General features: G+C 48.5%; 22 protein-coding genes and 1 pseudogene. All 23 read right to left on the bottom strand.

The features are described 5' to 3' along the window. Positions 1 to 77 precede the first annotated feature (77 nt). The 23 genes and pseudogenes from GON05_RS30035 to rnmV all read right to left on the bottom strand — a co-directional run bounded on the left by GON05_RS30035 (position 78) and on the right by rnmV (position 21,277). Entirely contained in the window at positions 78 to 398 is a 321-nt protein-coding gene (locus tag GON05_RS30035) for an FtsB family cell division protein (RefSeq protein WP_127457146.1), read from the bottom strand. A gap of 15 nt (positions 399 to 413) precedes the next feature. Then, a complete protein-coding gene (yabQ, locus tag GON05_RS30040; RefSeq protein WP_181646445.1) occupies positions 414 to 989 on the bottom strand; it encodes a spore cortex biosynthesis protein YabQ in 576 nt (191 codons plus the stop codon). Then, on the bottom strand, positions 986 to 1,273 hold the full coding sequence (gene yabP, locus GON05_RS30045; RefSeq protein WP_157324487.1) for a sporulation protein YabP: 288 nt from the start codon (positions 1,271 to 1,273) through the stop codon (positions 986 to 988). The genes yabQ and yabP overlap by 4 nt, the downstream gene beginning before the upstream one ends. A 117-nt stretch (positions 1,274 to 1,390) precedes the next feature. Continuing rightward, positions 1,391 to 1,654, bottom strand: a complete 264-nt coding sequence (locus tag GON05_RS30050) for an RNA-binding S4 domain-containing protein (RefSeq protein ID WP_127457143.1) — start codon at positions 1,652 to 1,654, stop codon at positions 1,391 to 1,393. Further along, positions 1,654 to 1,926, bottom strand: a complete 273-nt coding sequence (locus GON05_RS30055; protein ID WP_029197991.1) for an HU family DNA-binding protein — start codon at positions 1,924 to 1,926, stop codon at positions 1,654 to 1,656. The genes GON05_RS30050 and GON05_RS30055 overlap by 1 nt, the downstream gene beginning before the upstream one ends. A 168-nt stretch (positions 1,927 to 2,094) precedes the next feature. Further along, positions 2,095 to 3,612 (bottom strand): bifunctional methyltransferase/pyrophosphohydrolase YabN, encoded by a 1,518-nt coding sequence (yabN, locus tag GON05_RS30060; RefSeq protein WP_157324489.1) that lies wholly within the window; start codon positions 3,610 to 3,612, stop codon positions 2,095 to 2,097. Positions 3,613 to 3,895: 283 nt separating this feature from the next. Beyond that, positions 3,896 to 5,602: a putative polysaccharide biosynthesis protein gene (locus tag GON05_RS30065; RefSeq protein ID WP_246239586.1), complete on the bottom strand. Its 1,707-nt coding sequence runs from the start codon at positions 5,600 to 5,602 to the stop codon at positions 3,896 to 3,898. A 131-nt stretch (positions 5,603 to 5,733) separates the two neighbouring features. Continuing rightward, positions 5,734 to 6,276 (bottom strand): stage V sporulation protein T, encoded by a 543-nt coding sequence (gene spoVT / locus GON05_RS30070; RefSeq protein WP_127457141.1) that lies wholly within the window; start codon positions 6,274 to 6,276, stop codon positions 5,734 to 5,736. Between the two features lie 250 nt (positions 6,277 to 6,526). Further along, the gene (locus GON05_RS30075; RefSeq protein ID WP_221435278.1) at positions 6,527 to 7,579 is read right to left on the bottom strand and encodes a peptidylprolyl isomerase; all 1,053 of its coding nucleotides are present in this window, start codon (positions 7,577 to 7,579) and stop codon (positions 6,527 to 6,529) included. 34 nt (positions 7,580 to 7,613) lie between these two features. Beyond that, positions 7,614 to 11,141, bottom strand: a complete 3,528-nt coding sequence (mfd, locus tag GON05_RS30080; RefSeq protein WP_157324492.1) for a transcription-repair coupling factor — start codon at positions 11,139 to 11,141, stop codon at positions 7,614 to 7,616. A gap of 95 nt (positions 11,142 to 11,236) precedes the next feature. Further along, complete coding sequence (locus GON05_RS30085; RefSeq protein ID WP_145669352.1) at positions 11,237 to 11,461, bottom strand: anti-sigma-F factor Fin family protein; 225 nt, start codon at positions 11,459 to 11,461, stop codon at positions 11,237 to 11,239. Between the two features lie 130 nt (positions 11,462 to 11,591). After that, positions 11,592 to 12,152 carry an aminoacyl-tRNA hydrolase gene (gene pth, locus GON05_RS30090; RefSeq protein ID WP_127457137.1) on the bottom strand — a complete coding sequence of 187 codons (561 nt, stop codon included), beginning with the start codon at positions 12,150 to 12,152 and terminating at the stop codon, positions 11,592 to 11,594. Between the two features lie 390 nt (positions 12,153 to 12,542). Then, complete coding sequence (locus tag GON05_RS30095; RefSeq protein WP_157324493.1) at positions 12,543 to 13,178, bottom strand: 50S ribosomal protein L25; 636 nt, start codon at positions 13,176 to 13,178, stop codon at positions 12,543 to 12,545. A 141-nt stretch (positions 13,179 to 13,319) separates the two neighbouring features. Continuing rightward, positions 13,320 to 14,723 carry a bifunctional UDP-N-acetylglucosamine diphosphorylase/glucosamine-1-phosphate N-acetyltransferase GlmU gene (glmU, locus tag GON05_RS30100; RefSeq protein WP_157324494.1) on the bottom strand — a complete coding sequence of 468 codons (1,404 nt, stop codon included), beginning with the start codon at positions 14,721 to 14,723 and terminating at the stop codon, positions 13,320 to 13,322. 138 nt (positions 14,724 to 14,861) lie between these two features. Further along, positions 14,862 to 15,146 carry a septation regulator SpoVG gene (gene spoVG / locus GON05_RS30105; RefSeq protein ID WP_028557369.1) on the bottom strand — a complete coding sequence of 95 codons (285 nt, stop codon included), beginning with the start codon at positions 15,144 to 15,146 and terminating at the stop codon, positions 14,862 to 14,864. A 118-nt stretch (positions 15,147 to 15,264) separates the two neighbouring features. Beyond that, complete coding sequence (locus tag GON05_RS30110) at positions 15,265 to 15,648, bottom strand: RidA family protein (protein ID WP_157324496.1); 384 nt, start codon at positions 15,646 to 15,648, stop codon at positions 15,265 to 15,267. Positions 15,649 to 15,652: 4 nt separating this feature from the next. Next, positions 15,653 to 16,489 carry a pur operon repressor gene (purR, locus tag GON05_RS30115; protein WP_157324498.1) on the bottom strand — a complete coding sequence of 279 codons (837 nt, stop codon included), beginning with the start codon at positions 16,487 to 16,489 and terminating at the stop codon, positions 15,653 to 15,655. Positions 16,490 to 16,759: 270 nt separating this feature from the next. After that, positions 16,760 to 17,614, bottom strand: coding sequence for a 4-(cytidine 5'-diphospho)-2-C-methyl-D-erythritol kinase (gene ispE, locus GON05_RS30120; protein ID WP_157324499.1), 855 nt, complete (start codon positions 17,612 to 17,614; stop codon positions 16,760 to 16,762). 349 nt (positions 17,615 to 17,963) lie between these two features. Continuing rightward, a pseudogene (locus GON05_RS30125) lies at positions 17,964 to 18,134 on the bottom strand (small, acid-soluble spore protein, alpha/beta type); the annotation flags it as partial. A 154-nt stretch (positions 18,135 to 18,288) separates the two neighbouring features. After that, complete coding sequence (gene veg / locus GON05_RS30130) at positions 18,289 to 18,564, bottom strand: biofilm formation stimulator Veg (protein WP_028557365.1); 276 nt, start codon at positions 18,562 to 18,564, stop codon at positions 18,289 to 18,291. 265 nt (positions 18,565 to 18,829) lie between these two features. Next, positions 18,830 to 19,702 (bottom strand): sporulation peptidase YabG, encoded by an 873-nt coding sequence (gene yabG / locus GON05_RS30135; RefSeq protein ID WP_157324501.1) that lies wholly within the window; start codon positions 19,700 to 19,702, stop codon positions 18,830 to 18,832. A 55-nt stretch (positions 19,703 to 19,757) separates the two neighbouring features. Further along, the gene (gene rsmA / locus GON05_RS30140) at positions 19,758 to 20,666 is read right to left on the bottom strand and encodes a 16S rRNA (adenine(1518)-N(6)/adenine(1519)-N(6))-dimethyltransferase RsmA (protein ID WP_157324503.1); all 909 of its coding nucleotides are present in this window, start codon (positions 20,664 to 20,666) and stop codon (positions 19,758 to 19,760) included. Positions 20,667 to 20,734: 68 nt separating this feature from the next. Continuing rightward, positions 20,735 to 21,277 (bottom strand): ribonuclease M5, encoded by a 543-nt coding sequence (rnmV, locus tag GON05_RS30145; RefSeq protein ID WP_157324505.1) that lies wholly within the window; start codon positions 21,275 to 21,277, stop codon positions 20,735 to 20,737. Positions 21,278 to 21,337: the final 60 nt, after the last annotated feature.

The following is a 21,337-nucleotide window of genomic DNA, read 5'->3' on the forward strand; positions in this document are numbered from 1 at the left end:
TGAAAACACTGGCTACGCCGATTATAACCGATGCAGAAACCACGGTCAACACGGCATTCGCCCCTTCTTCAGTCCTTTTATTGCTTCGAGACACTAAGTGGTGTCTCTCCCGTTTTGCTATAGTGAAAATCCCGGCGAATAATTTGATCCAAGTATTCATCATTATGAAGCCTACTGATTTCCTTCTGCGTCTGCTCCTTGATCTTCTTCGCATCAACGAGCTGTTGCTCCATATTCGCCACGGCATTTCTCTTCTCGTGAAGCTTAGCGAACTGCCCCCAAATGTTAACAGCAGCCCAACTCATAAAACAGAGAACAAAGATCATCAGAAAACGCAGTCTTCGCTTTGAGCCTACACTACTGCTGCGCTTGTTTGGTGCGGTTGCTTGAGCCTGCATGTATAGGAATTCCTCCTACTTTGAGAATAACCTGCGATATAACGTTACGATCTTGCCTGTCAGCTTCTTCAACCAATCAGGAATCACGAAATATTTATGCACAGGCCGAGTCATCCAGAGGAGTAATCTCCACAAAGGATAAAGCAATTGTAGCACAATTCTGTAAAGGAATATAGCTACAGCAAGCAAAAAGCCCAAAATTATCACAGTTAGACGATATAAGCCAATGATCGGTTTAATGATAAGAATTTCGACGGTTTTTGCAATAAACTTGTAAATCGCAATGACAACTCGGATGAGAAACAGCGTCAGATGAACCACTACCCAGCTGAGGAAGGCGAAATAAAAGCAGATACCGATCCCCATTCCCAGAAAAATAAACATACGAACTTGTCCTTCATTGCTGTAAATCAACAGTCGGAACACGAGGATTGTCGCCACAATCCAATACACCGTATCAACGAGCGGAATCGTCCATCGCGGCAGCCTGAGCTTACCGGAAAGCACACGAAACACATCAAACATTGCACTAATGGCAACCCCGCTCAAAAACATCATGAAGATTGTGTGGAATTGAACGTTCAGCGTCACTTGAATAATTTACCGAGAAACCCCTTGGATTTCTCCTGGGTATTTCCATCCACATACGATAATTCTTGAATAAGTCCTTCAATGGCGACTAACCCCTGCTCCAAGCTCAAATTCTTAATGTGCAAATTCTGCCCCTTAATCATCAGGTAGCCCATTTCCGTTTCAAGGAGGAACTCTTCGCTGTCAAAGCTCTCTACGTTCAAAACTCCGGAGATCTCCAAGAGCTTGCGATTCAGCATTTTGATTTCTTGCCGTTTGTTCGTATTTTTAACGGGTTCCATCATGGCCTGTACCCCTCCTTCATCTATCATTACGATATGGGAGGATGTCCTATTTTAGAACCAAAAAAAAGCCCAAGATCCCTCATCCGGGAATCCTGGACTATTCGGTGTTATATCGTGTTACTCGGACTGATAAGCCTCTTCCTTGACCAGCGTGTACATCTTCGCAGCGTCTTCCTTGCGGGTCGACTCCGACAGGAGCTCTACGCGAATCGTCACCTTTTTCTGACCAAATTGAATAGCTAATTCGTCGCCGACTTTCACTTGCGTACTCGCCTTGGCATCTCTGCCGTTAATCCAGACACGCCCTTGGTCGGACACGTCCTTCGCTACGGTTCGGCGCTTAATCAGTCGAGATACTTTTAAAAACTTGTCAATTCGCATTATTTTACAGCGTCTTTAAGCTTGTTACCCGCTTTGAAAGCTGGAACATTGGATTCCGCGATCACGATTGGGTTACCAGTTTGTGGGTTGCGGCCTGTACGACCGGAACGTTTGCGAGTTTCGAAAGTTCCGAAACCGATTAATTGAACTTTATCTCCGGATGAAAGAGCGTCTGTAACTTCACCAAGGAATCCGTTAAGTACAACTTCTACGTCTTTCTTAGTTAGTCCGCTTTTTTCTGCAATGTTGTTAATTAAATCCGTTTTGTTCATGTGATTTGTTACCTCCCAAAAATAGTTGAAGATCATGTCTTCTATGTACCAAAATTCGCAAAGCTGAGAGACTTTGAACGATGTTCAAATATCCCTACTAGTAAATTTCCATATTCAACCTTACACCAAACTTAGTATTCTTCTTTTTTCGTCAAATTCCTTCTATTACTAGCGAAGTTTTGTAACTTTTTTTGCTTCCTGCCAATAATTTTCCATCTCTGATAACCCAGTTTGTTCAAAAGAAAGCCCTTTTAAACGTAGCTGATCTTCCATATATGAAAATCTTTGAATAAATTTGCGATTTGTGTGCGCAATAGCTTCTTCCGGGTCAATTTTGAGGAATCTAGCAACATTTACGATAGAAAAAAGCACATCCCCAAGCTCCTCTAGCCGATCTTGAGCCGCTTCTTCCGACTTACTGTCAATAGCCTCACGCAGCTCGACCAGCTCTTCATCCAGCTTCGCAAGCACCTCTCGCAGCTCAGACCAATCAAAGCCGACAGTAGCCGCCTTCTTCTGCAGCTTCAAAGCCTTCATGAGCCCCGGTAACTCCCGTGGAATGCCGTCCAGGACCGATTGCTTCGTCACGTCGATGCCTTTCTTCCGCTTCTCTTCGGCCTTCATCGCATTCCAGTTCACAAGCGCCTCATCGGCATCTTCCGCTTTGTTGTTCCCGAATACGTGCGGATGGCGGCGAATGAGCTTCTCATTTAGCGTAGCAATCACGTCATACACAGTGAAAGTCCCGATCTCCTCTTCCATCTGGGCATGCAGCATAACTTGCAGCAGCAAATCTCCCAATTCTTCGCACATGTGCTCAGGATCATCTTCATCGATCGTTTCCAGCACTTCGTAAGCTTCTTCTATGAGATTTTTGCGGAGGCTGGCATGCGTCTGCTCGCGATCCCAAGGACAGCCCTCTGGACTCCGAAGAATTTGCACGATTTCATGCAATCGGCCAAAAGTGCGATAGCGGACCTCGTCCTCCTCGCTTTTCGGCACCCAAACTAGCGATAAATTTCCGTAGCCTTTCACATGATCCAGCTCATGCAGCGGCACTTCAATGACCTGCTCGGCACCCGCCACACCCAGGGAGTGGCCCACAACAACGCGATATTCATCCGGGTATGTATCCATGAGAGAAATCTTGAGGTCTGACGCGGTGTAGGTATCATAGACCTGCCCAATAATTGTATGCATCTGCGGATTTAGCGCATAGCGGCTAAGACTGGTCGCATCAAGCAGCTGAAATCCATCGATCGGATCAAAGCCAAAGCGTAAAAATGCCTGATCCAGAAAGCTTTCTCCCCCCATGACTTGTAGCGAGATCCCTTCTTCCGGACACCGCTGCTCCAGAAGCTGTACCGTGTACTCCGCCACCATGGGGTGACCGGGAACAGCATAAATGACCTCGGTGGATGAGTCTTTGGCAGATTGAATAAGTGCTTCCGCTATAGATTCATAAACCCCTTCAAAACTTTGATGAGCCACATAATTGGCGTCGAAAGTTTGGTAAGGGATTTGATTGCTGTCCAGCATACGGACCATCGGATGGTCCTCCGTGCGCAAATAGAGCGCGGCTTGTGATTTTGCTGCACTTTGAAGCTTTTTCCAGACGCCGAGTGTGAGCTGGTCTTCGTCTCCCGTTCCGAGTCCGACGACAGTTATATGAGCTTGAGTTGACATGGATGGCACCTCCTGAAATATGGTTGTTATTTGAGAGCAAGCCTGCGAGCTATGTTGTATGTTGTGCAAGCATTTCGTCATTTTTCAAGTAAACAAGCTATCTATATTGTACGAAGTACAACCATTTGAAGCGCTTCTCCATAAAATGCAGCCATTTTGCTCAAATCGTTGTACAAAATACAATATAGGAGCACTGAGCTGCTGTTTAAGGGCAAAATCATTGTATGTTGTGCAACATACAGCAAGATTTAGACTTCAGCTCATTCATACAGAAGCCAGGGCCCTACCGGCCGGCCGAACGCCCCGCCGGCCAGATCCGAGCCAGGACCGGCGCCAGCTTCCGGTCCAGCTCCGGCATCAGCCGCAGCTCCTCGCGACTGATGCTGCCGCTGCGCAGCAGCGCAAGCCCGTAGACGGCCGCGCCGCCGGCTACCCCAACCAAAGCGATTGCGCTCGCGCTCAATCGCTCAGGCACGTGCCATGCCGCCACAGCGGGCATGGCCAGCAGCTGCAACGCTGCGAGGCAGACGCCCATCGCCACCACGCCTAGTGTGGGTGCGATGACGTACGGCCGCAGCGCGAAGCGCGCCCCGGTGCAGCGGCGCAGCTGCACCAGATTCAGCCCCGCCGCAGCGGCGTAGGCGATGACCGCGCTGAGCGCGGCGCCTTCAATGCCCCAGCGGGGCATGAGCACGACGTTGCCGAGTGCTTTCAGCACGATGGCAACGAGCAAGGCCTGCGCCGGCGTGTGAATCACGCCGGCCCCCTGCAGCACGCTGGCGGAGACAGCGTTCAGCGTGCTGAACAAGGCCGTGAACGCCAGCACGGCCATTGTTAGGCTTGCCTCGCTGTTTTTATACAGCATGATATTGATCGGCACCGCGGCAAATGCGAGTCCAAACGAGGCGCCCAGACCAATAAGCCATGAGAGCCGGATGGACATTTCCGCGCGAGAGCGCATGACATCAGTCAACCCTCTTGCCTTCGCATCCGCCATCGCAGGAACAAGGACAGCGGACATCGAGGAGGCCACCATCACAACAAGCTGGACGAGCGGCAAGCCGCGGTTATACAAGCCAAACTGCCGCATCGCTTCAAGCTCGCTGCCTTGCGAAGCTTCAAGCAGCCGCGGCATCGTAAACGTGTCGACCAAAGTCAGAAGCGGCACCACGATCGCTCCTAAGCAGACAGGAATCGCATAAGCCGCTATCCGTCTCACCCACTGCCGAGTGGACAGGGGCTGAGCTTTAGGACTGCCTCCATCCTCCTGCTCCTCCGAATCACTCAGATTCCGCATCGCTTTTCGCCAATATACATACATAACCACTAACCCTGCGGCTGCACCGGTAACGGAACCGAAAGTCGCTCCTGCCGCAATCCATTCTTCATCATAAGCAAGTGCCGCCAAATAAAGCAGTAAAGCAACCATCGTAATAACCCGAATCAACTGCTCCATGACTTGTGAGACCGCGGTTGGCAGCATGTTTTGATACCCCTGAAAATAACCGCGCAGCACCGCCAGTGTCGGAGCCAAAAGCAAGGCAAAGGAAACGCTTCGAATCGCCTTCTCCGTCTGCTGAATCCCAATCCAACCAGCAATCTCGCCCGCTCCAAGATAAAGCAGCACGAACAAAACGATACCGCTGCCTAGCAGCACTGTTCCCGATATGCGGGCGATGCGTTTCGCCTCACGATGATCGCCGTGAATGACACTCTCCGCCACAAACTTGGAAACAGCGACAGGAAAACCTGCCGTAGCCGCAAATAAAATCAAAATATAAAGCGGATAAACCGCATTATAGATACCAAAGGCGGCATCTCCCGCTACATTTTGCAGCGGTATTTTTTGCAATGTGCCCAGTAACTTCGAAAGCACAGCCGCCGCACCCAGAACCGCAGCCCCTTTTAGCAGCTTGGCTGTCCCCTGTTTTCCGGCATTCTGATGGAGCTCTTCGCGATCCATGTGATGCCCCTTGCCGGTTTCCCCCATCCTATTTCTCCTCTGCCTGATGTGATACCTATATACGTATTATAACGAAATAGCTCTTTGCAGACAAAAAAAGCTTCTCTTACAGATGAACATCACCTCAGTAAGGAAGCCTTTGTGTTTTATGATTTTCTCTATTGTTCCATCTGTTTTGCCAGAAAACCAGCCGCTGTTTCTACCATCTTCACTTCCATGTTCCCCATTTTTACACTCTCGTCTTTCGAGATCAAAATAACGGAGCCAATTGGATCGCCCCCCGCCACAATCGGTGCAGCGACAAAAGAAGAGAACGTCTCATTCATATCCTTGATAATCTCAAACTGCCCGGAGTTGCTCTCCAAAATCGGTTTGCGGCTTTCCATGCAGGATTCAATAATGGACCCCACTGATTTTTCTAAGAAATCCTTTTTGGACCCACCAGCCATAGCAATAATCGTGTCTCGGTCTGAAATCATGGCCACATGATTCGTACTTTCAAACAACGACTCTGCGTACTCCTTAGCAAAATCACCGAGCTCTCCAATAGGCGAATATTTCTTTAGAATCACTTCACCATCGCGATCAACGAAAATTTCCAAAGGGTCGCCTTCGCGAATTCGCAGTGTGCGTCGTATTTCCTTGGGAATAACAACTCTCCCTAAATCATCTATCCGACGGACAATTCCAGTTGCTTTCATACCTCTAGATGCCTCACTTTCCGCTCAAGAATTAGATACGACAGGAGCATGAAATCTTGTATGCTAGATCGGGTTTTGGTGGGAACTTGAATTCTATCCATAGTATTCTTCACTTCCCAATCTTCTATGCAGTCGCTTCTGCTAAGGAATTTTTCTTTATGTAGCTTTGCATTGCACCCTGCTGTGATTATGTTGTCCAAAAATAACAAATAAAAACAGGATGTCCATATTCGGACATCCTGGTAAGTTCTTACTTTGCCGCCGGGCTTGCTGCAGGGCTAGCTGCTGGACTTGCAGCAGGGCTTGCCGCTGGAGCTGGGTTTGCTTCCGGTTTAGGCAAATTATTCGTTTCGATCAAGTTCGGGTATTCTTTCTCTGCGAACTCAGAAAGGGATTTCTCCGCAAGCTGAGATTTGATTTGTGTTTTAAGCGTGTCATCAAGTTGTTTCGTGCTTCTGGATTCCACTTTCATCACGTGGTAACCAAAGGAGGATTCAACTGGATCGGAAATTTTGTTCAAAGGAAGTGTGCTTGCCGCTTCTTTAAATTCAGGCACCCATTGGTTGATGTCTGCATCTTTGTACGTACCGCCAGCATCTTTGGAACCTGGATCATCGGAATACTCTTTCGCTAGAGCCGCGAAATCTCCGCCGCTATCCAATTTGCCTTTAACTTCTTTCGCTCTTGCCAAAGCTTCATCCTTCGTGCGCAGATCTTTTTGAGTAGCTGCGTCCTTCAAGGAGATCAGAATGTGGCTGACTGTTGCGATATCAAAAGCATGTGCAGCTGCTTGCTCGTTATAGGAATCTTGAACAGCTTTGTCGGTGATTTTGCTTTCCATGCTGCCCATTGTGTAGAAGCTCATTTTCATCAAAGATTCGATATCTTTCAGTTCGATACCGTTGTCTTTCAACTGCTTGTCCATTCCGCCTTCTTGTTTACCGAAGTAATCCGTGATAGCTTTCATTTGCTCAGTGACTTGTTTGTCAGCATCTGCTTTTACTTTGTCATCCGCTTTCGCAGACAACACGCGGAAAGTCACCATTTGCTTCAACATATCTTGTTGAAACGCCGGGTCTGTCATGAATTGCGCCAATTGTGGCGAAAACATTTTGTTCACGTTGATGAAAGAATCGAATTCACCGCGCGTAATTTTGCCGCCTTCTTTGTAAGTCGCAATCACGTCAGCCGGATTACCTGTTGCTGTTGCTGCTGCAGATGGGGAAGGTGAAGCGGTTGCTGCACCCTCCTTTTTGCTTCCACAAGCACTTAGTACGGAAAATGCAACAAGCAATGCTACCATGCTTAAGATCCATTTTTTAGAAAAAAGTCGTTTGCTAGTATGATTTGGCAACATCCTTTAATTCCCCTTTCGTTTTCAGAACATCCTTATATTGTACCAAGAACTGCTCCACCAACTCGATGGAAGCTTCTGGCTTCATACCTTTGGAGCGAATAACAATATGCAACTGCGGGTCTGCATTGAGTTTGATCCGATTATCAAAGCCTTTGGACAAATTAAGCAGCTTCTGTCCATCCAGCCTGCCATTTTGGTCAATATGCACCTTGATTAGGTAATCATCCCCTTTTTGGCTAATCGTTTCAATTCGGTACTCCGCACCGTATGCTTTCAGGCGAGCCACTGACAGCAAGTTAAACACGGCCTGCGGCAGATCTCCGAAGCGATCCACGAGCTCATCATGCAGGTCTGCCGCTTCTTCCAGCGTGCGAATCGCGGCCACTTTTTTGTAAATCTCGATCTTTTGCATGCTGTCGTAGATGTAGTCGGATGGCAGATAGGCATCCAATTGTATATCGATGGAAGTGTTCCATTCCGGTTCCGGGATGGTCGCTTCCCCATCTATTTCTAGTTTCAGCTTTGCAATTTCTTCGGCTAACATCTGTGAGTAGAGGTCGAACCCTACAGAAGCAATGAAGCCATGCTGTTCGGCACCCAGCAAGTTCCCTGCACCGCGAATCGACAAATCCCTCATCGCAATTTTAAAGCCTGAGCCAAGTTCTGTAAACTCTTTAATCGCTTGAAGCCGTTTCTCCGCTACTTCCGTAAGCACTTTATCCCGCTGATACGTGAAATAAGCATACGCAACGCGATTCGATCGCCCTACGCGCCCGCGCAGCTGATACAGCTGGGAAAGCCCCATTTTATCCGCATCATGAACGATAAGCGTGTTGACATTCGGAATATCGACACCCGTCTCGATAATGCTCGTACTGACAAGTACGTCGTATTCTCCGTCCAAGAAATCGAGAATCGTTTTCTCAAGTTCCTGCTCGCCCATCTGACCATGTGCAACTGTAACACGGGCATCCGGTATCATCATCGAGATTTGATCGGCAATCTGCGTAATCCCTTGAACCCGGTTGTAAAGGTAATACACTTGACCTTCACGCGCCAACTCCCGCTCGATCGCTTCCCGAACCAATGTCGGGCCATATTCGACCACATACGTCTGGACAGGGAACCGATTTTCCGGCGGCGTTTCAATAACGGACAAGTCCCGAACTCCGAGCATAGACATATGCAGCGTCCTTGGAATTGGCGTTGCTGTCAGCGTCAGCACGTCGACGTTCGTCTTAAGCCGCTTCAGCTTCTCTTTGTGGGACACGCCAAACCGCTGTTCTTCATCGACAATCAGCAGGCCCAGATCCTTGAATTGCACATCTTGTGACAGCAATCGGTGTGTTCCAATGACAACGTCAACCGTTCCTTTTTTGACACCCTTCATGACTTCCGTCTGCTCTTTTTTGGAGCGGAAACGGCTGAGCACTCTCACATTAAAAGGATAGCCGGAGAAACGCTCGCGGAATGTCTCATAATGCTGCTGCGCCAAAATCGTTGTCGGCACCAAGACCGCAACCTGCTTCCCGTCAATGGCCGCTTTAAAGGCCGCACGAACGGCAACCTCGGTCTTCCCGTAACCAACGTCGCCGCAAAGCAAGCGATCCATCGGACGCGATTTCTCCATGTCGTTCTTGATTTCTTCGATTGCACGAAGCTGATCCCTTGTTTCATCGTAGGGGAACATGGCTTCGAACTCGTTTTGGTAGGAGCTGTCTTTACTAAATCCATAACCTGTCGTAGCCTGTCGTTCCGCATAAAGCTTAATCAGCTCATCGGCAATATCCTTAACGGATGCTCTTGCCTTGCTCTTCACTCTCGCCCAATCGGCTCCGCCAAGCTTATAAACCTTCGGTTCCTTCTCTTCGGAACCTACATATTTCTGAATCAGATCAATCTGGTCAATCGGCACAGACAGCTTGTCGCCGCCGGCATACATGATATGCAGATAATCTTTATGGATACCGCCCACTTCGAGCGTACCTATACCGACGTATTTCCCGATCCCGTGGTTCACATGAACAACGTAATCGCCAATTTTAAGCTCCTGATAGCTTTTGATCCGCTCGGCGTTCTCCAGCTTCTTCTCGACTTTACGGGCTTTACGCTGCTTCTGTGTGAAAATCTCGCCTTCTGTAATGACAACCAAATGAATCGAAGGCAATTCAAACCCTGTTTGCAGATTCCCATCTACAATTTCCGGCACTTCGATCTGGTAATCGTTCAGAACACGCCTCACCCGTTCAGCACGTTCTTCGCCGTTGGCGAGTAGAATGACGTTCGCTCCATTTTTCTTCCAGCGTTCCATCTCCGCTTTGAGCAAATTCATCTGCCCGTGGAAATTTTGCATCACACGACTGACGAAGTTCACGATATTTTGCGGTTGAATCCCAACGACCTGACGTAGAAATAGAGAGAGATACAACGTTGGAAACGGTCTGCGGTGCAGCAGCGTTTCGTAAGATTTGGACAGCACAAAAGCCGGCAAGCTCTTCCCCTCTGTCAGCGCATGCATCATCCACTCTGCCTCGTCGCGTTCAAGCTGCTTCGCTGTCTCCAGCAAACGAGCCGGTTCGTCGATAATCAGCACAGCATCCTTAGGCATGTAGTCTATGAGGGTCTGTCTTTCCGTATATAAAAGAGAAATATATTTATAAATGCCTGGGAACGTCTGCCCTTCGCGGAGCAGCTCAATGTCGTGTCCGATCCCTTCAAGCAGCTTGTCTTTGGCTGTTCGGTCGGTCATCTTCTCCAGCTGAGCCTGCAGCAGTTCATACGCATGCTGGGCAGCAGATTGTAATCGCTTTCTATCTGCTTGAATCTCACGGCATGGCGGAATCGTAATCGACGTTAATTTATCTATTGACCGCTGGTCACTCACATCAAAAGTCCGAATAGAGTCCACATCGACATCAAAAAGTTCAATTCGGATCGCATTTTCCGACGTCAAAGGAAATAAATCCAGAATGCCGCCGCGAACGCTCATCTCCCCTTTGGTCTCCACACGCTCCACACGTTCGTAGCCCAAATTCGACAAGCTGCTGAGAAGCTCATCCAGTTGAATGGTATCTCCGACTTTAACGGTTATTCGAGATTCTTCGAATACTTGCTTAATCGGAAGCAATCTGCGCACGCCCGCGAACGGTGCAATCACAATACCGCGGTAACCGCCCGCCAGCTTCGTGAGCACGTCAATACGTTGCGCCAGCATCTCCGGGCTGGAAGCTGCTTCTTCCGCTGTCAGAAGCTCTTGCGACGGATAGAGCAGAACATCATCGGATGATAGGCATTCTAGCAAATCCTCCGCTATTTTTTGAGCGGCAAACATATTATGAGTAACAATGAATAGCGGGCGCGTTAGCTCTCGCGCAAGAGTTGCGATCATCACTTGCTTGGAGGAACCGGTAAGTCCGGCAACGAGCTGCTCTTTCATCTCGGACCTGATGCCTGACACGATCGTTTGAAAGTCGGTATCCGCAGAAAAAGCCTGTATTAAAGCTTGCAAACAAGTACACTCCTCTCACAAAAAGAAGCCTTGGCACACTTGCCTCGGCTATTAACTCTTCATCTTCATCATTTTAATTCAGCGAAAACATCATGTTACTGCAATGGACTGGCCAGCAGCGACAGCTCTGGATTGGCTTCCAGCGCCTCGCGGCAGTAATCGCAAACAACCCTAACCGTAACATCACCATTCGTGTTATACGATATTATATCTCTACGCTCATCAGGGGTCAAGAAATGGAAGCCGAGTTGCTGCTCCGTAATTGCTTGATTAATTTCCCCAACAAAGGTATGACAATGCCTGCAAATGTACTTAATCATATATGTATGCCTCCTTCGACGATTCAATTACATCCTAGTATGACCATTCTACGGAGAAATTAGCCGAATGTACCATTGTCATTTTCGAATAAGGACCATGCATATGATGATTGGAGACAAACCGTTTTACTTATTTATTGAACTTGCCCATCGTCTTCTCGAAAGGCTCGTCCAGGCTCGACAACATCGCTTCGCAGGTCAGATCCAGCACCTGATCAAGCGACTTCATCTCTTCCTTGGAAAAGTTCGCCAAGACATAATCAGCGATATTATAGCCTGGTGCAGGGCGGTTCACGCCCACACGAATGCGGTTGAAGCTCTGAGTTCCGGCATGCTGAATAATGGACTTAATTCCATTGTGGCCGCCTGCACTCCCTTGATAACGGAGCCTGATTTGCCCGAAAGGCGTGTCCATATCATCATAAATGATGACGACATCCTCCACCTTCAGTTTATAAAAGTCCAAGATTGCTCTCATCGACTCACCGGACAGATTCATATACGTCATCGGCTTCAATAGAAATACTTTCGTGCCGTTCACGTTTCCCTCTCCCAGATGTCCCTTCCCCTTACTTTGAAAAGAGTTTATCCCCCATTTGGCGGCAAAACGGTCTATCGCCATGAACCCAACATTATGCCGATTCATCTCATATTGCTTTCCCGGGTTACCCAGTCCGATAAAACATTTCATTTTTTTCCAGATCCTCCTAGCCTTTTACTAAAAAATCCTTGGCGTAACCTGCATCTTAAGGTTATTGTTTACCTATATGTTACTAAAGTGAACATCAAATTCATAATTGCGGGTGAAACAGCGAATATGTATCTAAACGGTCAACAACTTACAAGCGATCATCATTTTCAAGATCATATAGATGCCGGTATTCCCGTCCAAGTATACTACCAAAATCTGCATAAGGATATAGGCTATATCGAATTTTACAGCCCGCATTTTATTAAAATTAATAATACGTTTTATAACAGAAATACGCACTTCATAGTTTCCCGACCCGGGTATTAACGGAAGAAAGAGGAAAAACAAAGGATACCCTTTGCGCAGCGGCGAGGGTACCCTTTGTTAAGCCTATACGGTCTGCTCTTCTTTCGTCTCTTCACTAACATCGCTTGTCTTATCCTCTTTGCCCTGAGCAGCAACATCCTCAGGAGCCTCTTTCTGAGGCGCCAGGATGGTCAGTACAAGCTCGTTCGGATCCGATTTCACTTCAATCGTGCCCGGCACGTTGAGCTCACTAACCAGCATATTTTCTCCGATTCCTACATTCGAAATATCCACAGTGATCGATGCCGGGATCTCACTCGGCAAGCAGCGGATTTCTAGCTCATGCAATTGAATTTGCAAGATACCGCCCTCTTTCGCCCCCACGGCATCCCCGATGAACTCCAGCGTGACCACCGTTTTAACCGGCTCGTCCATATTGATTTGATGGAAGTCAACATGGAGGAGCTCCCGGTTCAGCGGGTTGCGCTGGATTTCATTGATCATAACCGGCTGCTTGCCGCCGTCCGGCAGCTCCAGCTCAATGACAGCGTGCGGGCTTTTGCGAAGCAGCGCCACTAATTCCTTCTGGTCGACGGTTATCACCGTCGCAGCCACCTTTTTGCCATACACGACCGCAGGCACCTTGCCTTTTACACGCAGTTGTTTGATATCGAATTTCGTTGTGTCCTTGCGGGCTTCCGCTTTCAGTGACAATGCCATAAGAAAAAGAACCTCCTAAGAATTTTGCTTAGCTCATTTACTTTCGTAAACAACGCCAAGTGGGTAACAGCTAGTTCATAGCGTACCCATCCTTCAGAGATTCCATCCAAATTCCCCCTTGTTAGGGAGATTTAACGTTTCCTATTCTTTTTTTGCCTTGTTTTCTTTCTTCGCTTTCATCCGGCCTTTGATTTTGTCCGCATAACCGGGTTTGTTCGTTTGTCTTTCTCTCGCGATAGCCAAATCCCCATCGCTCACAGCATGGGTAATTGTGGAACCTGCGACAACGTATGCACCATTGCCGATTTTCACAGGAGCAATCAAGTTCACATTACTGCCTACGAACGCGTCGTCCCCGATTTCCGTTAAACTCTTATTGAATCCATCGTAATTAACCGTAATCGCACCGCAGCCAATGTTAACATTCGTGCCGACAATCGCGTCGCCAACGTAACTTAAGTGAGACACTTTCGTACCCTCGCCCAGCTTCGCATTCTTGATTTCGACGAAGTCGCCGATCTTCACTTGCTTCCCGATGTCCGCTCCAGGTCTCAAATACGCGAAAGGCCCTACGCTAGCTTCATTATCCACATAAGCCTCTTGCAGAACGGATTGCTTAATCGTAACGTCATCTTTCACGACAGAATCGATGATCTCAGTTTGAGGTCCAATCGTGCACTGCTCGCCAATGATCGTTTTCCCGCGCAAAATAGTACCCGGCAGCAGAACGGTGTCCGCTCCAATCACAACATCCTTTTCGATGTACGTGTTGGCAGGATCGATAATCGTAACTCCGTTCAGCATATGTTCACGGTTAATGCGCGCTTTGAACAAACGCTCCGCTTCCGCAAGCGCAACACGGTCGTTCACGCCGATAGATTCTGCAGCATCCGCCATGCAGTACCCTTGCACAGTTTCCCCCGCTTCCGTCATGATGCCGATAACATCCGTCAAGTAATACTCATTCTGAGCATTGTTGTTTGTGACAGAGCCCAGCGCTTTAAAGAGCTTACGGTTATCAAAAATATATGTCCCTGTATTAATCTCCTGAACAGCCGCTTCTTCGCTGCTGCAGTCCTTCTGTTCAACTATTCGCGCAACTCTGCCATCTTCACCGCGAATGATACGGCCATAGCCTTGCGGCTCATCGAGCTTCGCTGTCAAGATCGTAGCTGCCGCGCCTGAACGCTGATGAAGTTCTATCGTATTCTTAAGCGTTACGTCTGAGATTAGCGGCGTATCTCCGCAAATGACCACTGTCATCCCGTCTTCATCACCGAGCAAATCCTTCGCTTGAAGGACCGCATGACCGGTTCCGCATTGCTTCTCCTGCAGTGCATACTCAACTTGATCTCCAAGGTAGTTCTGGACGGCTTCTGCTCCAAATCCTACGATGACCATCGTTCTTGTTACATCTATTTGCCGAAGGGTATCTACAACATGCCCTACCATCGGTTTGCCTACAACCGGATGAAGCACCTTATACAGCTTCGATTTCATTCGTTTACCTTGTCCTGCCGCCAACACAATCGCCATGAGTTTCAAAGACTATCCAACCCCTTTATTATAAATAGCTGTATGATTTCTGCCTAAATGATGTAGTTAACAGTTCTTTACCAAATATAGCACCAAAGTCCCCAAAAAGAAAAGAGAGCCCTTACGGGCCCTCTCAATTATTAGACATTATGCGCCTTCTTCAATAACCTCTTCTTCTACCGCTGCACGGTCATATTCAGCCAATACCGCAGCTTGAATTTTCTCACGAGTCGTAGAAGAAATTGGATGAGCGATATCTCGAAACTCCCCATCCGGCGTTCGTTTGCTTGGCATCGCTACGAACATACCGTTGTTCCCATCGATAACACGTATGTCGTGTACTACGAATTCATTATCGATAGTTATGGAAGCAATTGCCTTCATCCTCCCCTCGGAGTTGACCCGGCGGAGCCTTACATCTGTAATTTGCACTTGTGTTCACCACCTTTTTCCATCTCTGAGACTTGGGTGTAATATTCCACATCGTTGTGCAAATTCCTTCTTATTTTTTTGAAATTTTCGATAATTTTATACAATCTTAATGTTACTGTTAAATTTCGACAGGAATCACAGCAATTAACTCTATTTCGACAAAAACATCACGTGGTAATCTAGCCACTTCGACAGTCGATCTAGCCGGTTTGTGATCATCAAAGTAGGTACCATAGATCTCATTCAGCTCAGCAAATTGATTCATGTCCTTGAGGAAAACGGTCGCTTTCACAACTTGATCGAAAGAAGTACCCGCTGCTTCCAACACGCCTTTCAAATTGGCAAACACTTGATGAGCTTGCTCCTTAATGCCGCCCTGTACGATTTGCCCATCTAAGTCAAGCGGGATTTGTCCTGAAGTAAACAGCATATTACCGAGCTTAACAGCTTGTGAATAAGGTCCGATAGCAGCAGGTGCTGCCGTTGTTGAGATGAATTCCATCGTTTTACGCGTCTCCTTTTTTACTATCAAAATAATTGCCTGGCTCTACCGTGATTTGTTTGGTCTTGGAATCGACGCCAAACAATCGGGATAGTGATACGTATTGATCCACTAAGCGTTCTTCCACTTCCACAGATTCCATGAAGACGCCAACCCCTTGGACTGAGGCTTTGAATTCCGCCAGCAGATCCATCATGCCGTGAATCGTTCCGCCAACATGCATGAAATCGTCGATGATAAGCACCTTGGATTCTTCTTTCAAGGCGCGTCTTGCAAGCGACATGGTCTGAATACGCTTGTTGGAGCCAGAAACATAGTTAATGCTTACGGCTGAGCCTTCTGTTACCCGATTATCCCTGCGAACAACAACAACGGGTAGATTCATATAAGTAGCCGTCGCGTACGCGAGCGGAATGCCTTTCGTTTCTACGGTCATAATCACATCGATATCACGCCCTGCGAACGCAGATGCGAACGTTTTACCAATTTCATTTAAATACTGGGGCTGCCCCATGATATCGGACATATATAAGTAACCGCCTGGCAGGATCCGTTCAGGCTGCTGCAGCTGCAAACAGAGCTGCCCAATGAACTTCAACGAGATTTCCTTCGGTACCTTCGGTGAGAACTTCACGCCGCCGGCTGCACCCGCAAGCGTTTGCAGTTCCCCGAGTCCTTCTTCTTCAAAAACCTCTTTAATAATCGCCAAATCCTCACTGATCGAGGATTTCGCTGAGTTGTAACGCTCGGCAAAAGTCGTTAAAGGAATTAACGAATGGGGGCGAAATAACAAGTATTGCGTCATTTCTACCAGCCTAGCGCTCCTTTTCAACTTTTTCATCGCACTACCCCCCAAAAATCCGAATAATATAAAGAAAATATACCACTTTTATACGTATTTATTCAAGCTTCACATGAAAATTAACTTAACATACACATAACACAATGCTAACATGGCAGAAAATACTCCCTGAAGGTGAATATTTCCACAAAAAAGCACCGCCTAGGCATGAGCCTGACGGCTTTATCATTCTATTACATTAAGCGCTGCCCCTTAGTCCACTCCGTTAAAAAAGAGCCCCTTCGGGCCCCTCGCACACAACTCCACATGCTAGGTCAACATCCGCACCGCATAAACATCCTTACAGAATCCTCGAAGCCCATTATAAATACGGGGAACTTTCGCTTCCTTGGAGACAAGGCCGAACACTGTCGGCCCGCTTCCGGACATTAACACGCCGTCTGCGCCGAGACGCTGCATGCAATCTTTCAATTGTCTAACTTCCGGGTACAGGTCGAGCGTTACTTCCTCCAGCACGTTGCCGAGGTTGCCGCAGAGCTGATCGAATTGCTTCTCACGAATCGCCTTCATGACATTCGCCGTTGAAGGGTGATTCTTGATCTCACGAGCGTTCAGCTTGCCGTAGATCTCCGACGTGGACACATTGATGGGAGGCTTGGCCAAAACAACCCAACATTGCGGCGGCGAGACGATTGGCTCCAGCTTTTCTCCGCGCCCTCTGGCGACAGCCGTCCCTCCCGTCACACAAAAGGGCACGTCCGATCCAAGCTCAGCGCCAAGCACCTGCAGCTCCTCCATAGGGATGTTTAAATTCCAAAGCCGATTCAAACCCCTAAGCGTTGCTGCCGCGTCACTACTGCCCCCTGCAAGTCCTGCAGCCACGGGAATCTTTTTATCCAAATGAATGTAGACGCCTTGCTTGACGTCATAGCGATCCTTGATAAGTCGCGCAGCCTGAAAGGCCAAGTTCTTCTCATCCAACGGAATATAGCCCGCTTGACTGGAAATAATGATCGTATCCCGCGAAAGCTCCTGCATTTCAATCCGATCAGCCAGGTCGACCATCGTCATGACCATCTCTACTTCATGATAACCATCTGGTCTTTTATGTAAAACATCTAAGGATAAATTAATTTTAGCCGGTGCTTTTTCAAAAATCTTCATCAGGATCACCTTCTTTTGCTCGTTTGCCGTTAAAATATTATAACAAAAGCGCAAAAAAAAAGCTAAAGCATTCGCTTTAGCTGTAGTAGGGACGCCGTTCGCCTTGCCCCGCTTGTTGGGTAGCTGATGTCATAGGATTCCAGCCCGCTTGTGACTGACCGCTAGGCGAAGACGAGGCGTACGTGTTTTGAGAGCTATAGGAAGGTGTAAAAGCCTGCGTTTGCTGTCCATAGTGCTGTTGAGACTGTACAACCCGCTGATTGTACATTGGCGCCTGTGAGAAGCTTGGCTGCGTAAAGCCATTCTGCCCGTATGAGGTTTGCGTAACCGGCGGCGCTGAGGCTACATACTGCTTCGCCAACTGTTCTTCTGCAATCTGAATAGCTCGCTTCACCATATTCCCGGCATCCTTGGTACGAATTCCTTCCCAACCCTCGCGCTGAACGACATCATAGAACCCCAGATCTTTCGCCAACTCATTTTTAAAACTTTCGGACATAACACCTCTTCTGCGACTCATCAAAAAACCTCCTTTTCCTGAGCTTAGTCTGAGCTTTGATCGAACAAAGCTGGCAGCGTAAGCGTAAAGTAAGGTTAGTATGCCCAGACGCACCAAGACCATTCAAATGCAAAAACAGACCCTAGGGTCTGCTCATTATAGAAACTTATTAAGCTTAATGTTGGATATAGGTGATACGAACCTGACCATCATCATTACAAACCGTAACTTCAACAGATTCGGTAAGAATGTCGGCGTAGCTGTATGACACTCGTTTAAAGGCGTGTGATTCTTGGTCAAGCTTCACGATAAACACAGAAGGGTAGGTTTCTTCTAAAACACCGGAACGTTCGACTGTCTTTCGACGGCCACCATTCGCTCTCAACATGATCTTCTGCCCGACGTGGGGCTCCAAACTGCGTTTGATTTCCAACAGCGCATTTTTTGCCATTGTCAACTACCACCTCTTTCCTTGTTAATTATAACCCATCCTGACAAGCATGTCAAACAGGGTCAAATATTATATCAGCACCATAATCCAGTTGTCAACGGCATTTTCGCCTAATTTCTGAATTCCCCATTGTACAGGTTGTCTCCAAAGTTCGCAAATTATTCACACTTTTCCAATAAAAAAAGAACACTCCCCTGCTACCCTCTCGGAAAAGAGAAGTATCAGACAAGTGTCCTTAAAAGAAAATCATGTACTGAGCAAAGATTTACGCATGCTCATCTGTATGTTGAATGCCGGGAACACCCATTCGGTAGCTCCCTCGTGTCTCTACACCACCTAAGCCATCAAGTCCCGTCACCGTCAAATCCATAATATCCAACATCGAAATCGTATCCTTCACGGATGTATAGGATAGCTTTGCGGCGATACACAGCGGATCCAGCGCGTGGATGAGAATGCGAGCCGGCGAGCTGGCGAAATTGGCTCCAGCTCGAAGCAAAGCCTCAAAATGTGACTGGCAAGCGCCGGCCACGATAATCATCGCATCGCGATTGCGCTCATACTGCCGCGCTATTTGAACCGCGTTCACGAAGTTCTGCGAGTTCTTATAACTGGACAACCCGCCTGGCCCAGCTGCTTTGCGATGCTTAAGTATTCCGTCATGCCCTGTGATGACGACAATATCCGGCTTAATTTGCGGAAGCAGCCGGTGGAGTGCGTCGGCCATCTGGGGCTCGGGAACATAGAAGCCCTCAGCGGGCACACGAAGTTCACCATAGAGCTGCATGCACTTGCGTAGATAAGTCGGATCTCCGTCTAAATGCAGCACTTTACCCGGGACTTCAAAATATCCCGCGTTCACTTTCTGCGTATGGGCAACCGAGAGTTGGTTTTTCTCCTGGAGCTGCACTTGCGCAACCGCCAGCCTTCGCAATGACTCGCGAAATTCAGGCGAACTCGACCTGGGGTGGTCCATCGACTCTGTCAGGTTCTTCAATGTTAAATCCACTAGAGGCGCGTCCGCAAGCAATCGGTAATCGACGCCGCGTAGGACTGCCTTCAGTTGATCGATACGTTCAATCTTAAACATGACGTCGCCGCCATAGGATTTACGGGTTACAAAATCACCTTGCCTCATCGCACAAATCCCCTCCATGGGTTATCCTATGGCGGGGCTGGGCATTTGGTGCGGGTTATTTACAGCCGTGCGCGCGAAGCGCAGTCGACAAGCGCGCGAATTCGTCCATGCTGAGCGTTTCGCCACGGCGCGAAGGCTCGATGTTGATGCTATGGAGCAGAGTTTCCAGCTCCGATTTGTTTTCTTTTGTAAAGAACCTCGCAGCGAGGTTGTTGTACAAGGTTTTGCGCCGCTGGACGAAGGACGCCTGGACGACAGCGAAGAAGAAGTCCACGTCCGCCACTTCGACCGGCGGGGTTTTGCGCACACGCAGCCGGATGACGGCAGAGTCAACGTTCGGCTGCGGCACAAAGACGGTACGCGGCACGATCGTGACAAGCTCAGGCTCGCAGTGAAACTGTACGGCAATGCTGAGGCTGCCGTAATCTTTGGTGCCCGGGCGAGCCGCCATGCGGTCGGCCACCTCTTTTTGGATCATCACGACGATGTTCTCCAAGGGAAGCTTCTCTTCGAGAAGCTTCATAATGATCGGCGTCGTGATGTAGTAGGGCAGATTGGCGACAACACTGACGCCATCCAGCCCGTCAAAATGCTGCCGGAACAACTCCGGCAGGTCCGTCTTCAAAATATCGCCATGCACGACACTCGCATGGGGATAAGGCTCCAGCGTCTCGCCTAGAATAGGCAGGAGACGCTGATCGATCTCCACGGCCAAGACGCGCCCTGCGAGCTTGGCCAGCTGCTGGGTGAGCGCCCCGATGCCAGGGCCGACTTCCAATGCGCCCTTGTTAGGCCCAAGCTCCGCAGCCGAAACGATCTTGCCCAGGATGTTCTGGTCGATCAGGAAGTTCTGGCCCAGACTCTTTTTGAGCACAAGATTGTGCTTTTTTATAATTTGTTTCGTTTTACTGGGTGTTGCAACATCTTCCGCTGTTACAATCACTTCATTGCCGGGTATAGTCATTATGTAGCCCTCATTTATCTATAGGTTCTGAATTCTGAATTCCACTCTCGCACCTTACTTCACTTTCCCTATATCTTCGGTTCCAGATGCTCCAAGGCTGCCTCAAATTCCTCACGCGAGATCTGGAACATCGCACATCGCTTATAAAATTGTTTGCCATTGCAGTAGCCGATGCCAAGGGCATTGCCAACGACGAGCCTCCGGGAAGCTGCTTCCGGATGAACGATCAACCCTGCTGCTATGAGATCCTCCATCGTAAGCTGCGAGACAGCCCCGTCGTACTCTGTCCGCAGGTTCTGGAGCGCCTCACGGACAATCTCCGGCGCTGCGTTCTCGACGCCAATGTCGCCCTTATACTCGGCCTGCGCCTGCGTGATGAAGGCATGCTTGCAGCCCGGCACCTTGGCTGCCACAATCTTCCGTATCCGTTCACCTGCGTGATCCGGATCCGTAAATATAATGACGCCTCTGCGCTGCTGCGCGAGGGCTATGCGCTTCAATACGGCTTGCCCGATGGCTGAGCCGCCTGTCTCTATCGTATCCGCCTCGACGGCTCGGCGAATAGCGGCCGTATCGTCCTTGCCTTCAACGACGATGACTTCTTTAATCATAATCGATTCCCTTCCCAGTACGCAGAAAAAGAAGAGGGATTCCCTCTTCTTTCGCCCAGG

The organism is Paenibacillus anseongensis (assembly GCF_009757995.1).
Lineage (GTDB): Bacteria > Bacillota > Bacilli > Paenibacillales > NBRC-103111 > Paenibacillus_E > Paenibacillus_E chondroitinus.

What these genes read in the sequence shown, in the direction of transcription:
- spoVT (WP_127457141.1), bottom strand. Translation starts at nt 6,276, where the DNA reads ATGAAAGCAACTGGAATTGTCCGTCGGATAGATGATTTAGGGAGAGTT.
- yabN (WP_157324489.1), bottom strand. Translation starts at nt 3,612, where the DNA reads ATGTCAACTCAAGCTCATATAACTGTCGTCGGACTCGGAACGGGAGAC.
- yabP (WP_157324487.1), bottom strand. Translation starts at nt 1,273, where the DNA reads ATGATGGAACCCGTTAAAAATACGAACAAACGGCAAGAAATCAAAATG.
- GON05_RS30050 (WP_127457143.1), bottom strand. Translation starts at nt 1,654, where the DNA reads ATGCGAATTGACAAGTTTTTAAAAGTATCTCGACTGATTAAGCGCCGA.
- GON05_RS30035 (WP_127457146.1), bottom strand. Translation starts at nt 398, where the DNA reads ATGCAGGCTCAAGCAACCGCACCAAACAAGCGCAGCAGTAGTGTAGGC.
- rnmV (WP_157324505.1), bottom strand. Translation starts at nt 21,277, where the DNA reads ATGATTAAAGAAGTCATCGTCGTTGAAGGCAAGGACGATACGGCCGCT.
- ispE (WP_157324499.1), bottom strand. Translation starts at nt 17,614, where the DNA reads ATGAAGATTTTTGAAAAAGCACCGGCTAAAATTAATTTATCCTTAGAT.
- purR (WP_157324498.1), bottom strand. Translation starts at nt 16,489, where the DNA reads ATGAAAAAGTTGAAAAGGAGCGCTAGGCTGGTAGAAATGACGCAATAC.
- GON05_RS30065 (WP_246239586.1), bottom strand. Translation starts at nt 5,602, where the DNA reads ATGGGGGAAACCGGCAAGGGGCATCACATGGATCGCGAAGAGCTCCAT.
- GON05_RS30095 (WP_157324493.1), bottom strand. Translation starts at nt 13,178, where the DNA reads ATGGCATTGTCACTGAAAGCGGAAGCCCGCAAGGACACAACGAAATTC.
- pth (WP_127457137.1), bottom strand. Translation starts at nt 12,152, where the DNA reads ATGAAATGTTTTATCGGACTGGGTAACCCGGGAAAGCAATATGAGATG.
- GON05_RS30055 (WP_029197991.1), bottom strand. Translation starts at nt 1,926, where the DNA reads ATGAACAAAACGGATTTAATTAACAACATTGCAGAAAAAAGCGGACTA.
- GON05_RS30085 (WP_145669352.1), bottom strand. Translation starts at nt 11,461, where the DNA reads ATGATTAAGTACATTTGCAGGCATTGTCATACCTTTGTTGGGGAAATT.
- yabG (WP_157324501.1), bottom strand. Translation starts at nt 19,702, where the DNA reads ATGAGGCAAGGTGATTTTGTAACCCGTAAATCCTATGGCGGCGACGTC.
- GON05_RS30110 (WP_157324496.1), bottom strand. Translation starts at nt 15,648, where the DNA reads ATGGAATTCATCTCAACAACGGCAGCACCTGCTGCTATCGGACCTTAT.
- rsmA (WP_157324503.1), bottom strand. Translation starts at nt 20,666, where the DNA reads ATGACTATACCCGGCAATGAAGTGATTGTAACAGCGGAAGATGTTGCA.
- GON05_RS30075 (WP_221435278.1), bottom strand. Translation starts at nt 7,579, where the DNA reads ATGGTAGCATTGCTTGTTGCATTTTCCGTACTAAGTGCTTGTGGAAGC.
- veg (WP_028557365.1), bottom strand. Translation starts at nt 18,564, where the DNA reads ATGGCAAAAAATGCGCTGTTGGAAATCAAACGCAGTTTGGAGCCCCAC.